This window comes from Flavobacterium xinjiangense, from assembly GCF_900142885.1.
In the GTDB taxonomy this organism is placed as follows: Bacteria; Bacteroidota; Bacteroidia; order Flavobacteriales; family Flavobacteriaceae; genus Flavobacterium; species Flavobacterium xinjiangense.
In genome coordinates this window covers 520,768-535,479 of record NZ_FRCL01000001.1, presented here as the reverse complement: position 1 = coordinate 535,479, position 14,712 = coordinate 520,768, and the positions used below count along the sequence as shown (strand labels likewise).

11 protein-coding genes are annotated in these 14,712 nt (G+C 34.8%); 6 read left to right on the top strand and 5 right to left on the bottom strand.

From position 1 onward, the window contains the following. From BUC23_RS02300 to BUC23_RS02290, 3 genes are all read left to right on the top strand, one after another. Window positions 1-2,424: T9SS type B sorting domain-containing protein (locus tag BUC23_RS02300; protein ID WP_073204741.1), on the top strand; the 2,424-nt coding region annotated here is incomplete at its 5' end. Between the two features lie 47 nt (window positions 2,425-2,471). Next, window positions 2,472-3,401, top strand: a complete 930-nt coding sequence (locus BUC23_RS02295; protein ID WP_073204738.1) for a PorP/SprF family type IX secretion system membrane protein — start codon at window positions 2,472-2,474, stop codon at window positions 3,399-3,401. A 10-nt stretch (window positions 3,402-3,411) separates the two neighbouring features. Continuing rightward, complete coding sequence (locus BUC23_RS02290) at window positions 3,412-5,355, top strand: OmpA family protein (protein WP_073204735.1); 1,944 nt, start codon at window positions 3,412-3,414, stop codon at window positions 5,353-5,355. 231 nt (window positions 5,356-5,586) lie between these two features. Here the strand turns inward: BUC23_RS02290 and BUC23_RS02285 are convergent, their stop codons facing one another. From BUC23_RS02285 to BUC23_RS02270, 4 genes are all read right to left on the bottom strand, one after another. After that, window positions 5,587-6,264: a hypothetical protein gene (locus BUC23_RS02285; RefSeq protein ID WP_073204731.1), complete on the bottom strand. Its 678-nt coding sequence runs from the start codon at window positions 6,262-6,264 to the stop codon at window positions 5,587-5,589. Between the two features lie 84 nt (window positions 6,265-6,348). Continuing rightward, window positions 6,349-9,789: a hypothetical protein gene (locus BUC23_RS02280; RefSeq protein WP_073204728.1), complete on the bottom strand. Its 3,441-nt coding sequence runs from the start codon at window positions 9,787-9,789 to the stop codon at window positions 6,349-6,351. 165 nt (window positions 9,790-9,954) lie between these two features. Continuing rightward, the gene (locus tag BUC23_RS02275; RefSeq protein ID WP_073204725.1) at window positions 9,955-11,208 is read right to left on the bottom strand and encodes an aspartate kinase; all 1,254 of its coding nucleotides are present in this window, start codon (window positions 11,206-11,208) and stop codon (window positions 9,955-9,957) included. A 28-nt stretch (window positions 11,209-11,236) separates the two neighbouring features. Further along, window positions 11,237-11,716, bottom strand: coding sequence for a GNAT family N-acetyltransferase (locus BUC23_RS02270; RefSeq protein WP_073204722.1), 480 nt, complete (start codon window positions 11,714-11,716; stop codon window positions 11,237-11,239). Window positions 11,717-11,981: 265 nt separating this feature from the next. Between BUC23_RS02270 and fbp the strand changes: the two genes are divergently transcribed. Beyond that, window positions 11,982-13,001 carry a class 1 fructose-bisphosphatase gene (gene fbp, locus BUC23_RS02265; protein ID WP_073204719.1) on the top strand — a complete coding sequence of 340 codons (1,020 nt, stop codon included), beginning with the start codon at window positions 11,982-11,984 and terminating at the stop codon, window positions 12,999-13,001. A 48-nt stretch (window positions 13,002-13,049) separates the two neighbouring features. On the opposite strand, the gene BUC23_RS02260 is transcribed toward fbp, so the two are convergent. Beyond that, a complete protein-coding gene (locus BUC23_RS02260) occupies window positions 13,050-13,478 on the bottom strand; it encodes a TerB family tellurite resistance protein (RefSeq protein ID WP_073204716.1) in 429 nt (142 codons plus the stop codon). A gap of 178 nt (window positions 13,479-13,656) precedes the next feature. Here BUC23_RS02260 and BUC23_RS02255 point away from each other — a divergent pair, with 178 nt between their 5' ends. Then, window positions 13,657-14,250, top strand: a complete 594-nt coding sequence (locus BUC23_RS02255; RefSeq protein WP_073204712.1) for a HupE/UreJ family protein — start codon at window positions 13,657-13,659, stop codon at window positions 14,248-14,250. Window positions 14,251-14,253: 3 nt separating this feature from the next. After that, on the top strand, window positions 14,254-14,685 hold the full coding sequence (locus tag BUC23_RS02250; protein WP_073204710.1) for a deoxycytidylate deaminase: 432 nt from the start codon (window positions 14,254-14,256) through the stop codon (window positions 14,683-14,685). Window positions 14,686-14,712 lie beyond the last annotated feature (27 nt).

Below are 14,712 nucleotides of genomic sequence, written 5' to 3'. Positions count from 1 at the left end.
GTTTCGGCAGGAACGGCAGTTGGAGTTTATACTGTAGTTTATGAATTGTGCGATAAATTAACGCCACAAAGTTGTGCTACGGTTTCGGATGCAATTACGGTAACAGCGACTGTGAATCCAGTAACAGAAACAGGAACCGCTCCATCGACAGGAGGAACTGTTTTTACAAACATTGTATCGAATGATAAAGTAAACGGAGTTCCGGCAACGCTGGGAACAACAGGAAACGCAATTGTTTCAACAATGGGAACATGGCCAGTTGGAATCACATTAGATCCATTAACAGGAACAGTGACTGTTGCGGCAGGAACAACACCAGCGGTTTACAATGTCGTTTATACATTATGCGATAAATTAACGCCACAAAGTTGTGCTACGGTTTCGAATGCAATCACGGTAACACCAGTTATTAATCCGATAAAAGAAAACGGAACCATCCCATCAACAGGAGGAACTGCCGTAATAAATGTTATATTGAATGACTTTATAAACGGAGCTGCTGTAAACATCGGTGCAACTGGAAATGCAACTATTACAGCAATCGGATCGTGGCCTGTAGGAATGACTTTAGATTTAACAACTGGAAAGATAACTGTTGCGGCAGGTACGACACCATCGGTTTACAATGTAGTTTATGAATTGTGTGATAAATTGACACCACAAAATTGTGCTACGGTTTCAGATGTAATTACAGTAACCCCTATGATCAGTGCAGTAAAAGAAGACGGAACAATCCCATCAAGCGGAGGAACCGTATTTGTGAACATTTCATCGAACGATACCGTAAACGGAGTTCCGGCAGTATTAGGCAGCAGTGGGAACGCAACAATTGGAACAATTGGAACATGGCCAGTTGGCATTACATTGAATTCAACAACCGGTGCAGTAGCGGTAGCGCCAGGAATGATACCTGGAACTTATAATATAGCATATGAACTTTGTGATACCTTAACGCCAGCAAATTGCACTACGGTTTTCAATGTGATCACAGTGACAGCTGTAAACAGTCCACCAGTAGCGAGTAGCGATACAAAAACCACAAATGAAAATACACCAATATCTATTGTGGTAACAGTTAACGATACCGATGTTGATGGAACGATTGATGTGGCTACAGTAGATTTAGATCCAGCTACCGTAGGGATTCAAAATACATTTACCGTTGTGGGTCAAGGGACTTATACGGTAAGCGTTTTAGGAATTGTGACTTTTACTCCACTGTTGAATTACAATGGAATTGCGACGCCGCTGAATTATACAGTAAATGATCATTCAGGATTAACTTCAAATATTGCTACTATAAATGTTACAGTTACTGCAGTAAATAATCCACCAGTAGCGAGTAGCGATACAAAAAACACAAATGAAAATACACCAATTTCTATTGTGGTAACAGCAAACGATACCGATATTGATGGAACAATTGATGTGACGACAGTAGATTTAGACCCAGCTACTGCAGGGATTCAAAATACCTATGTCGTTGCAGGCCAGGGAACTTATACGGTAAGCGTTTTAGGAATTGTCACTTTTACACCAGTGCTGAACTTTTATGGGACAGCCACTCCGATATACTATACGGTGAATGATAATGAAGGCGCAGTGTCAAATGTAGCAACGATTGTCATTATAGTTTTACAAGATACAGATGGAGATGGGGTTGACAATACTGTAGATATTGACGATGATAATGACGGAATTACCGATATTGAGGAACAAAATGGTGATCCGACATTAGACACAGATAAGGACGGAATTATTGATACTGAGGATTTAGATTCTGATGGTGACGGAATTTGGGATACTGTAGAAGCTGGACACGGGGAGGTCGACGCTAATAATGATGGTGTTCTAGAAGGTTCTGTCGGCAAAAATGGTTTGCCTGATAAAGTTGAAAATGGGAATGATGGATCAGGACCTGATTATACGCCTCGTGATAGTGACGGCGATGGTATCCATGATTTTCAAGACGTGGATGACGATGGAGATGGATTGCTTACTAAGGATGAATATCCTGACCCTAATGGAGATGGAAATGTAAGCGATGCCTTTGATAGTGATGCTGACGGAAAACCAGATTATTTAGATTCTAATGCAGGCGATTTATTACAGGAGGACGATATTGAAATTTTTAATGCAATGTCACCGGGTAATAGTGATGGATCAAATGATATTTTTGTGATTAGAAATATTGAGCTATATCCTGAAAATACTGTAGAAATTTATAATCGTTGGGGAGTTTTAGTTTATGAAACTAAAGGATACAATCAAAATAGTAATTTTTTCAAAGGTATTTCAGATGGTCGTGTAACGGTAAGTAGATCAGAAGAATTGCCAGAAGGAACTTACTTTTATATTGTAAAATATAAAAACGGGTCTGGAACTATGAAACAAAGATCAGGTTATTTGTATATAAATAGATAAGATAAAAAGGGGGAAATAATAATTCTCAGTGTTATAAAAATAAAAAGATGGGAAGAAAAATAATAAGATTGGCGTTGCTGTTTTTATGCGTGGTTGGTTATGCGCAACAAGACTCGCAGTTTACGCAGTACATGTACAATACTATCAACGTTAATCCAGCGTATGCGGGCTCAAGAGAAACAATGAGTATGTTTATCTTGCATCGTACACAATGGGTGGGTCTCGATGGAGCTCCCCTTACAAATACGGCTTCGATTCATACTCCAATCAACGGCAGTAATATAGGTATAGGAATGTCTATCGTAAGTGATAAAATTGGTCCCTCTGAAGAGAATAATATCGCAATAGATTTCTCTTACACTATTCCTACATCGGATAGATACAAATTATCTTTTGGATTAAAAGCTAGTGCAAATTTGCTTAACATAGATTTCAATAAGTTAAATAAATACGATAAGAATGACTATAGTTTTGATACCAATATTGACAATAAGTTTTCTCCTAATATTGGAGTAGGAGTTTATTTTCATTCTGACAATACCTATATAGGATTATCCGCCCCAAACTTATTAGAGACAAAACATTTTGATAGGTATGCCGGTACTGGAGCTAACAGCCATGTAGCCAAAGAACGAATCCACTATTATTTAATAGCGGGCCATGTGTTTGATTTGAGTGATGGGGTTAAGTTTAAGCCATCAGTGTTAACAAAAATGGTTGAAGGAGCTCCTTTACAAGTAGATTTATCAGGGAATTTTTTGATAAATAAAAAATTTATGGCTGGAGTTGCCTACAGATGGAGTGCTGCCGTAAGTGCTATGGTAGGTTTTCAAATTAGTAATTCTTGGTTTGTAGGGTATGGCTATGATTTAGAAGCTACTAGGTTATCTAATTACAATTCAGGATCGCATGAGATATTCTTGCGTTATGAATTGTTTGATAAATACGACAGAATAATAACCCCAAGATTCTTCTAAAACCTTAATTATGAAAATTAAAGTACTTTTTTATAGTGTAATTTTTAGTATTCTTGCTTTTCAAGGGTATGCACAGAAAGCCAAAGTTGCAGAAGCCGACAAGCAATACGATCGTTATGCCTATATTGACGCTATTGCAACGTACGAAAGAATAGCAGAGAAAGGCTATAAAGATGAAAAAATGTTTCAAAAATTAGGGAATGCCTACTATTTCAACGCTGAATTAGCACAAGCGGCTAAGTGGTATGCGGAACTTTTTTCCCTGAATCAGGACCAAGAATCTGAATACCTTTATAGATATTCCCAATCTTTGAAATCAGTTGGGGAATACACTAAAGCGGACAAATTGCTCGAACGGTTTAACCTAAAAGCCGGAAATGAGCAAAGAGCCAAATTATTTGAGCGTGATAAAAATTATCTTGACGAAATCAAAGCCAACTCGGGTCGGTATAGTGTAACTGATGCGGGAATTAATTCCGAGTATTCCGATTATGGAAGTTCGTTTTCTGAAAACAAATTGATATTTGCCTCTGCGCGCGATACAGTTGGTGTTTCCAAGAAAGTATTCAAATGGACCAATCAGTCGTTTACGAATCTTTATAGTTCTGAGGTGCAATCTGACGGTAATTTAGCAGCGCCAGTGCGATTTGGGGAAAGGATAAATTCAAAATTTCACGAATCTACACCTGTTTTTACTAAGGATGGTCAAACAATGTACTTTACCAGAAACAACTATTTGGACGGAAAGAGAGGGAAAGACAGTAAAAGTGTGACTTTGTTAAAACTGTATAAATCCACTTTAGATCAAGGCGGAAATTGGACAAATGTGATAGAATTGCCTTTTAATAGTGACCAGTATAGTGTAGCTCATCCCGCGTTAAGTGTAGATGGGAAAGTTTTATATTTTGCATCAGATATGCCTGGAACAATCGGTCAGTCAGATTTGTACAAAGTAACAATCAAGGAAGATGGCAGTTATGGTATACCGGAAAATCTTGGAAAAAATATCAATACTGAGGGTAGGGAAACTTTCCCTTTTGTATCAGGCAATAATGATTTGTATTTTGCTACCGATGGACGTCCAGGACTGGGAGGGTTAGATATATTTGTAGTTCATATTGAAAAGGATAATAGCCTTAAAGATGTAAAAAACATAGGTATTCCAATAAACGGTCCTCAAGACGATTTTGCTTTTTTGATAGACAATAAAAATAGAAGCGGGTTTTTTACCTCCAATAGAGCAGGTGGTAAAGGCTATGATGATATTTATAAGTTTTCCGAAACCAAAGAATTATCTTGCGAACAAGCTTTAGCAGGAATTATTACAGATCAAGAAACGGGGTTAGTTCTTGTCGATTCGAAAGTGATCTTGTTTGATGAAAAATTTCAATCAATCAAAGAAGTCGTATCCGATCAGAAAGGACAGTATAGTTTTGAGGTTGTCTGTGGTAAAACATATTACATAAGAGCAGAAAAACACGATTATGAAACGAAGGAGAGAAACATCTTTATCCCTACTATAAGCGGTAAAACGGACTTGCCATTGGCGCTACTGAAAACAGTGTGTAAAGTTGCTGTGGGAGATGATTTAGGTAAATGTTTTGGGATAAAAATAATTTATTTCGATTTAGATAAATCGTTTGTTCGTAAAGAAGCTGCCTTCGAATTAGAAAAAATTCTAGATGTAATGAAGCAATATTCAAAATTAAAAATTGACGTGCGTTCTCATACTGACAGTCGTCAAACGGCTCAATATAACTCGGCTCTTTCTGATCGAAGAGCGAAGTCGACCGCAGCTTGGCTAGTGAAAAATGGTATAGAAGCGAGCAGAATTACTTCCAGAGGATTCGGAGAATCGCAACTTGTAAACCAATGTCTAGATGGTGTTAAATGTACCGAAGCAGAACATCAGGCAAATAGACGTAGTGAATTTATTATTATAGCGGTGGAATAAGGAAATTCATTGTGCCATTTTGATCAAACAGCGTACTATTAAAAAACAGTTGCAAGGATGTTATTGAAACTGTTTTTTATTAGTATTCGATGAGACGAATTATGCGGATTTCTCTTAATACTAAACTAAAATAAATCTTGTTTTGTATAATGATCGTCTCTGTTCAATAAGTAGTTATACTTAAAAAGGCTGCCTTTTTAGGGACAGCCTTTTCTTTTCTTCTATGCGAATTTACTCCTGTATATACGTTTTATTTCCGTTTGCATTGATATAGTATTTTCCACCTCTTGGACCCGTGTAAACTTTTTTGCCGTTGTATTCTCCGGTGACTCTGTCTGGTACTTTCGGAGCTTTTTCATTCGTCTCTTTAACTTTTGCTGCAGGCTTTTTAGTTTTGGCAGTTGTAGTTGTTTTTTGTATTTTTTCAGACTTCTTTTCCGTTTTAATAGCCTTTTCAGTGACCTCTGCAGCTTTTGCTTTTGCATCACTTTTTGCTTTTGCTGCTTTTGCTACTTTTTCTTTGCTTTCAGCAGCCATAGTTTTCACATTGCTTTTCGCTGTAGCAACCTTTTGGTCCTCTTCTTTAGCATTTGTTTTTACGTCACTTTTTGCTTTAGTCACTTTCTTTTTTGCTTCTTTAGCTTCACTTTCCGCTTTGGCAGTCTTATCTGCTGCAGTGTTTTTTGCTTTAGCACCTTGATCCTTAGCTTTTAAATTGCTTTTTGCTTTAGCAATTTTCTCTTTTGCTGTTTTTGCTTTTGCTGCGGCTTTATCTTTAGCGGCTTCAGCCTTATCTTTTGCCATTTTTTCTGTTCTAGCTTTATCCTCTTTCTTCTGAGCAGCCGTTTCTTGTCCGTAAAAATTTCCGGATAAAATAAATACAAAACATAATAACACTAATTTTTTCATGATCTGTTGTTTTTAAAGTTAGAATTATGGAATCTAATTTTTAATAAATTTAATAATTTTATTCTGAATAATTAAGTTAAAGTATTAAAAATAAGCCCTTAACTGGACGTTTCCTGTATGGATAGTTTGACTTGATTCACTTTTCCGACCTTGATAATTTACATTTATATCTAAAAATTGCGTCAGATTTTTTTGTACGAGGAATCTCCAAGTAAAGTTTTGCCCAGTTTGAAGTCCCTCCAACATTTGAAAACCAACAGAAGAAAATTCATTTCCAGTAAATTTATTCTGATAAAACGATATTTCTCCGTTCAGGGTTACTTTTTTATTACTGGCATATGAGAAGGAGGATCCTAAGCGATTTTGTAATAATGTTTCTAAATTTCCAATTTGATTTTCTTTGTTTTGCAATTCGTAGAACAGATCCCAACTGGTGTTTTTAGAAAATAAATAACTGATTTTAGGAGCCAGTTGATATCCAGTTAAGTCATAATTTTTTTCAGGAAAGTTTTCTGATGTAACTGAAGTTTCAATGGTCTTTGCGAAAAAACTGAACAACCAACTTTTCTTGTACAAATGGGTATATTGCAGTTGATGGGAGCTGTTTTTGGCTTCTTGAGAACCTATTGACAATAAATTTTTTGCTTGATTTTGCAGGTAAGAATAGGTAATAGAATGATTTTGTTTGCCGCGATTATAATACAAACTATTTCTAAAACTGGAATTCAATCCTAATACATTTCCGTCCGAAGAGTTAAAAGGATTTAATTGGAAATTATCACCGTCGCTTTTTGTTTTTCGGTCGATTAAAAAGGAGGTTTGATTATAAAAATAAGACAGCATTTTTTTTAAGCCATGATCATTCTGCCACTGATTTGGATTAACAGTCAGAGATTGCGAAAACTTATTTTGATGTGTTTTTATGTAAATGCGGTTGGGCAGGAAAATTCTAATATATTTAGCCTGATCTATAAATGGCGCTATTTCAAACTCTTGTAATTCCTGAATTCCATTGGCATTATAATCATTCCAAGTATACACTCCTTGACCCGCAGGAACTTCCAGATAAGTAAATTCTTGTTGTGGAATACTTCCTGATATGGTTTCATAAACGGTTATACTTTGAATTAATTGATTAAAAAATCGATCGCTATATATTATTCTTGAATTCAATGACGACTCTCTTTTTTTAGTGGAATCTACAAAATCTAAGTTTCTGTAATTAATATAAATGGATAGATCACTTTTGTTCGTTTGGATCAATTTAGACTTTAAAAAATACGTATTTGAGCTATTTACTCTTTGTAAAATATTCCCGATGCTTCGGGATTGCAAACTATCGTTCTTTCGGTTAAAATAGCCCAATTCTACAAAAACTTTAGTGCTGTCACCTCGGCCAGCAAAAAAGCTGTATTCTGTGAATCTTTGGCTTAGAGCCAAAAATTGATTTGTTGATTTATTTTTTTCTTGATTATCCTCTAATCGTAAACTGCTTCCAATCCAATTTTTATTAAAATGATAACGAGTTTGGGTTTGATTTCTGATGAATTTTGACGAGGATATCATTCCATCACTTTTTAGAAAACTTCCTTGGTTTTGCAATGACCAATTTTTCAAACGTAGTAAACCATTTAGGATATGTCGACTACCTGAGAAACTTTGAGAAAAATCTAGTTTTTCAAATTGATACGTCAGCAATCCCTTATTTTGCGTTTCCTCTTTTTTATTTAAAATAAAATTGAATCCTGAAACTAGGAAGCTTTGATTACCGGTTGTAGTAATTCCCAGATTCCAATCTCTATCAAATTCAATGGTGTAAAGGCGTTCAACGGACCTGAAATCTTTCTGGACAAATTGATAATTAGCAAAGGCATCAACGTTCCATTTTTTTGACAATAAGCGTTGTTTCATGTTTATTTTACCTGCAAGACCTTTATTATTGGTATCATCTATGGCAGAGAATAAATTCTTGTCGTTGTTACTAATTCCGATTTCAAAATCAACGGCTGTTTTTTCGATAGGGTTGTATTTTCCTAAGAAGGTGGCTACTTGGATTTTCGTAGGTGCGACTAATTGAATTACTGCTTCGTAATTTCCTTGCGGAAAGCCATTTGGTTCAATGTATTCGTATATCCTGCCATTTGCAGCTGAATTTAGCAAAATATAATTCCCCTTATTTGTTCCCACAAAACTAAACCGAACATTGAATAATTCGTCTTGAGGGTTATTAGAATATTCGAATATTTCTTGATTATTGACAATGGTTTTTTTATATAATACTTTATTTTCTGAATAGGTATCTTCATAAGCGGAAGGTGCAACCATAAGATCCGGATTATCTCCCGAATTTACTAATATTTGAGCTTGTTCCTTGGAAAGATTTTGTTGTAAAGGTTGGTTTTTTAAATCATTTTCAGAATACAGATAACTGCCAAAACTCCACTTTTCATTTTCATGAGTGGCTCCCGCATAAGTAACAAATCGGGTGTAATTTCTATCTGAATATTGGTATTCTATTGCAATTCGCATTTCGGAAGTAATGGTAAAAAGTGGCGTAAAAATAATTTCCCCGGCATTATAATCAATGGTGTAATCATTGTTTTCTCCCCGTTTCATTAAATTTCCATTTACATAAACCCGTTCTGAACCGGATATGACAAGAACATATAATTCACCATTTTGCCCCTTTAATTTATACGGACCTTGATTGCCCTCCTGTCCTGTAAAATTACTTTTGGCATATTGTCCTTTGACAAGCGCCGCTGATGCAAAAACATTGGTTTTACTATCTTCCGTTCCAAAGTCGAAACTAGTTGCCAGCCCTTGTACTTTTTTATTGAAATTCAGGAATTGTGTTTTCTTATTTTCGAGAAAAATATCTCCGGCTCTAATATTCCATTTATCACTGAATAACTCCATGAATACATTATCGAATTGATCTAATTTTTGGGAATAACCCCCATCTTGTAAAGGGATGTTGCTGTCTTGAAGGGAAGCTCGGAGACTCACTTTTTCGGATATTTTTCCTGTGATTTGTAAATCTAAATTTGAATTTAGAACGGTATTTTGATTGTTACCAATCGTAACTCCACGAGTAATGCTTCCAGAAGTATTTAGTCCGTCAAAAGGGATGTTTTTTTTCTCCATGTCAGGCTCAATTTTATATAATTTTCCTGAAGCGGCTTCGTTACTCACCACGCGACTTGGATCATAAATACGATATTCTTTAGTTAGGATTTCAGGCAGTTTGAGATAGTTAATCGTTATGGAATCAGTAGGAACGAGATAATTTTCGTTAAGCAATAAGGTTGCTTTTTGAAAGTTTATCTTGTAAAATAAAGTGTCAATTGGTTCGCCATTGGCATCAATTACCTTGAAAAAATTAGAATTTAGGCCTTCCTTTTCAAGATGGATTGTATCGCGAGTAGCACTAATTTTTTTTGTTTTGTATAATGAATTCGTTTCCTGGGCTTGCAGTCCAGAAAAACAACCGATGACCAGACAGAAAAGTAATTTTTTCAACATAAATTCAGGAGCTCGAAAGTATCAAAAGTAGCATTTATAATTGTTAAATCAGCGGTTGTGATTTTTTTGATTTTTGAAGAGGAGAAAGTGATTTTTGGGAAGATATATAAATAAAAAATGGAAGCCGTAATAGGGCTCCCATTTTAAAGGTTGAATTTACATAACTTATTCTTTGGTAATAACTTGCATGGTTTCGCGACTCACTTGTTTCAGTAAAACTATTTTGTCTTTTTCAACGGTTTGTGCTGCATTATCATTGAAATGCCTAATCGTATATAAAGTAACATTTTCGTCAAAATCAACTTTGAACTTTTTAGATAAAATTGCGTTTAAGTCTTTAAAATTGTCAAATTTATCTTCAACACAAACAGAAAAGCTAATGGCAGAATTCTGAATTAAGTTTACTTTGATTTTGAATTGGTGAAACAAAGAGAAGATTTCGCTGATATTTTCTTCCATTATGAAAGAGAAATCTATAGAGGAAAGCGAAATCAAGAGTTGGTTTCTTTTGACAATAAAACAAGGTAAATAAGGTTCTAAATCAGCGCCTTTAGCAACACGAGTCCCCGGTAACAAAGGATTAATAAACGATTTTACAAACAAAGGAATTTCTTTTTTTTGTAAAGGCTGTAAGGTTTTTGGGTGAATAACTGTAGCCCCGTAAAACGCTAATTCGATGGCCTCACGATACGAAATCTGATTCAGCAAACTTGCATTCTCAAAATATCTTGGATCCGCATTCATAACTCCCGGAACATCTTTCCAGATCGTTACACTTTCGGCATTCAAGCAATAAGCAAAAATAGCTGCGGTGTAATCAGAACCTTCGCGACCTAATGTGGTGGTGAAATTATTTGCGTCAGAACCCAAGAATCCTTGAGTAATATTCAAAATTTTTCTTTTTACATTCTTGGAAATATTTTTTTGGGTTAATTCCCAATCCACTTCTGCATCTCTATAATTGGCGTCCGTTTTTATGTAATTACGCACATCCAGCCACTGTGTTTTTATTCCCATAAAACTCATGAAATGACTTAAGATAGTGGTCGAAATTAATTCACCATAACTAACAATTTGGTCGTAAACGAAATTATAATTTGGAGATTTATTATGAGCCAAAAAATATTCTAAATCTGAAAATTGGATGTTTACAGCATTGAAAACTTCGTTTTTTTCGTCGTCAAATAAATCCATTAGGATTTGATTGTGGTATTTTTTTACTTCTTGAACCGAAGAATTTAATTCAGCTGATTTTTCGAAATAATTTTTAATTACCACTTCCAGCGCATTTGTAGTTTTCCCCATAGCAGAGACAACCAACAATACATCTTCATAACCTACTTTTTGTAAAACGTCATAAACATTTTTAATCCCTTCGGCATCTTTAACAGAAGCGCCACCAAATTTGAATACTCTCATATTTTTTTAAACAAAAATTTTTCTAATTTTATTTCAATCTATTATCTACGAAATAGTTGATTCCTTCTTCATCCATTTGTGCCAAATACCAGTCTTTTAAAACTTTAGCACCTGATTTTTCATAAAATTCAATTGCCGGTGTATTCCAGTCCAAAACATGCCAGTCAATTCTTCGCACATTGTCTCTCTTTCCTTGCTTTATAATTTCTGAATACAAAGCGTAGCCTAATCCAGTCCCTCTCATCTTATCTTTTACCACAAGATCTTCCAGATGAATTATTTTTCCTTTCCAGGTAGAATAACGATAATAATACAATGCGATACCCACAATTTCCGATTCCACTTCTGCTACAAAAACATAGAATAAGGGAGTTGTGCCAAAACCATCGCGAACTAAATCATCTACGGTAACAAGGACCGCATCCGGTTCTTTTTCGAATTCTGCTAATTCTTGAATAAGTCCTAAAACAGCTGGCATGTCTTCAGGAGTTCCTTTTCTAATATTCATAAGTAGATTGGATTTATTATTATTATTATTATTTGAATATGAATTTGCATAATATAATTGGTGTTTGTACTAAACCCCTAAAATGCATATTTCATAAATTCTTCTTTTTAATGTTTTCAATTGATCAAAATAAAGCTATTTTACTCAAAAATCAGCGATTTTTTGAGCAAATATACAATAGTGATAAAGTAAGTAAATTTTATTCAAATCATTTTCACAAAAAAACCGATATTTGTGACTTCAAAATAACTACAACGATTTCGTAATGGAAGAACGCAACAAAACACTAGGTGAGTTTATCATCGAAAACCAAAATGCTTTTCAATATTCGTCAGGTGAATTATCGCGAATTATCAATTCAATCCGTTTGGCTGCTAAGGTGGTCAACTATAAAGTGAACAAAGCTGGATTAGTCGATATCGTTGGTGCGGCTGGGGAACAAAATATTCAAGGAGAAGATCAACAGAAATTAGATGTGTATGCTAATGATGTTTTTATCCAAACTTTAATCAATAGAGAAATTGTTTGTGGTATCGCTTCCGAAGAAAATGATGATTTTATCACTGTAGAAGGTAGCGATAAAAGCCACAATAATAAATATGTTGTTTTAATGGATCCGCTTGACGGTTCCTCAAATATTGATGTAAATGTATCTGTAGGAACAATATTTTCTGTGTATAGAAGAGTGACTCCAATAGGTACTCCGGTGACAATTGAAGATTTTTTACAACCAGGAATCAATCAGGTGGCAGCTGGATATGTAATTTATGGAACATCGACAATGTTGGTTTATACTACTGGACATGGGGTAAATGGGTTTACCTTAAACCCGGCAATTGGAACATTTTATTTATCTCATCCGAATATGCAGTTTTCTAAAGATGGAAATATTTATTCTATCAATGAAGGGAATTATGTTCACTTTCCACAAGGTGTAAAAGATTATATTAAGTATTGTCAGCTTGAAGAAGAGGACAGACCTTACACTTCTCGTTATATAGGAAGTTTAGTTTCTGATATCCATAGAAATATGATAAAAGGCGGAATATATATTTACCCAACAAGTTCTAAAGCTCCAAAAGGGAAATTGCGTTTGTTGTACGAATGTAATCCAATGGCTTTTATTGTGGAACAAGCCGGTGGAAAGGCTTCGGATGGTTTTGGAAGTATTATGGAAATAATGCCAACAGAGTTGCATCAACGGGTTCCTTTTTTCTGCGGAAGTTATAATATGGTAGAAAAAGCCGAAGATTTTATGCAAAAAGCAAAATTAAGCAAGTACTAAAATAACAAGTATATAAAAAAGCTTCCGCCGTGGCGGAAGCTTTTTTGTTTATGAATGTTTCAACATTTCCGAAACAAAAGTGTCTAAATCTACTTTTTCATCTACCAATATCATTGCTTTTTCGATAATGTAGTCTACATTTTCAGGAGTGAAACCTAACGCTAATCCAATTTTTCTTAACAATAAATCTTGTGCGTCCCCTAAATGGTGGTCTACATGAACCATTCGTGCTAAATCGAACAAACGCTCTATTCTTTGCTCATGCAAATACGGAGGATTGATAGGATATTTTAATGGGTTTTCTAATATTTCTGCATATTCTGCAGGGGAAATTTCTAGTCTTGAAGCTAGTTTGTCTAAAAACGCTTTTTCTTCTGGAGCAAATTTTCCGTCGGCAAGTGCCACACGGACAATAGCTGAAAAGTGACCTTTATTTCTTTGTTTGAATTCGCTATCAAATAAATCTGAAAATGACATAATTATAATTTTTTATCTTACAAAGATAAATCTATTTTTAAATTTATTGATTTTAATTTTCTTATTAATTTTCTTTTGTCAAATTGTACTTTTTATGGGATGATTTATTTCTTCAAATCGATCATTTTCAAAATTAATCGTAAGTTTACAACCCCAATCTCAATCAAATTATTTACCTATGTCAGAATTTTGGATTTATTTTCAAATAGGATTAAAACATGTTTTGGATATCCATGCTTATGATCATGTTTTGTTTTTAATAGCTTTAGCCGTTCCTTTCTCTTTCAAGGATTGGAAACAAATAGTGCTGCTGGTATCAATGTTCACAATAGGGCATACTTTGGCTTTGTTATTATCCATATTTGGAATAATTGCCATTAAAGTAAATGTGGTAGAGTTATTAATTCCCATAACCATTTTAATAACGGCTTTGTTTAATCTTTTTACTGCTGGAAAATCAAGCAAAAAAGAGAGTATAAATCTGGTATTTTTCATCACGCTTTTCTTCGGGATAATTCATGGTTTGGGTTTTTCAAATTACTTCAAATCAATTCTGGGCGGAACTCCCAGCTCGAAATTAATACCTTTAGGAGAATTTGCATTGGGAATCGAAGCGGCTCAGATAGTAGTTGTTTTTGTGGTTTTGGTTCTTTCTTATATTGTGCAAACGGTTTTCAGATTTTCTAAAAGAGACTGGACTTTGGTGATGTCAGCCTTTATAATAGGAGTAGTTCTACCAATGATTGTAGAAAGTAAAATTTGGATTAGATAAAAAATGGAAACAATAAAATTAAATAAATACGATAAAGCATACCTTAGAATTGCTACGGAATGGGGACTTTTGTCTTATTGCAAAAGAAAACAAGTAGGCGCAATCATTGTAAGAGACCGAATGATAATCTCTGATGGCTATAATGGAACTCCGTCTGGTTTTGAAAACTGTTGTGAAGATGCTGAAGGATTGACACGCTGGGATGTTTTACATGCTGAAGCAAATGCTATTCTGAAAGTGGCCAGATCGACACAGTCTTGTGAAGGTGCTACATTGTATATTACGCTTTCGCCTTGTAAAGAATGCAGTAAATTAATTCACCAATCCGGGATAAAAAGAGTGGTGTATCATAATGGATATCGTGATGATTCAGGAATTCAGTTTTTGATAAAAGCAGGTGTAGAAGTAGAGCATATTCCAATATTAGAAGAATAATAAAATTGGGAGAAACCGTAAAGGGAT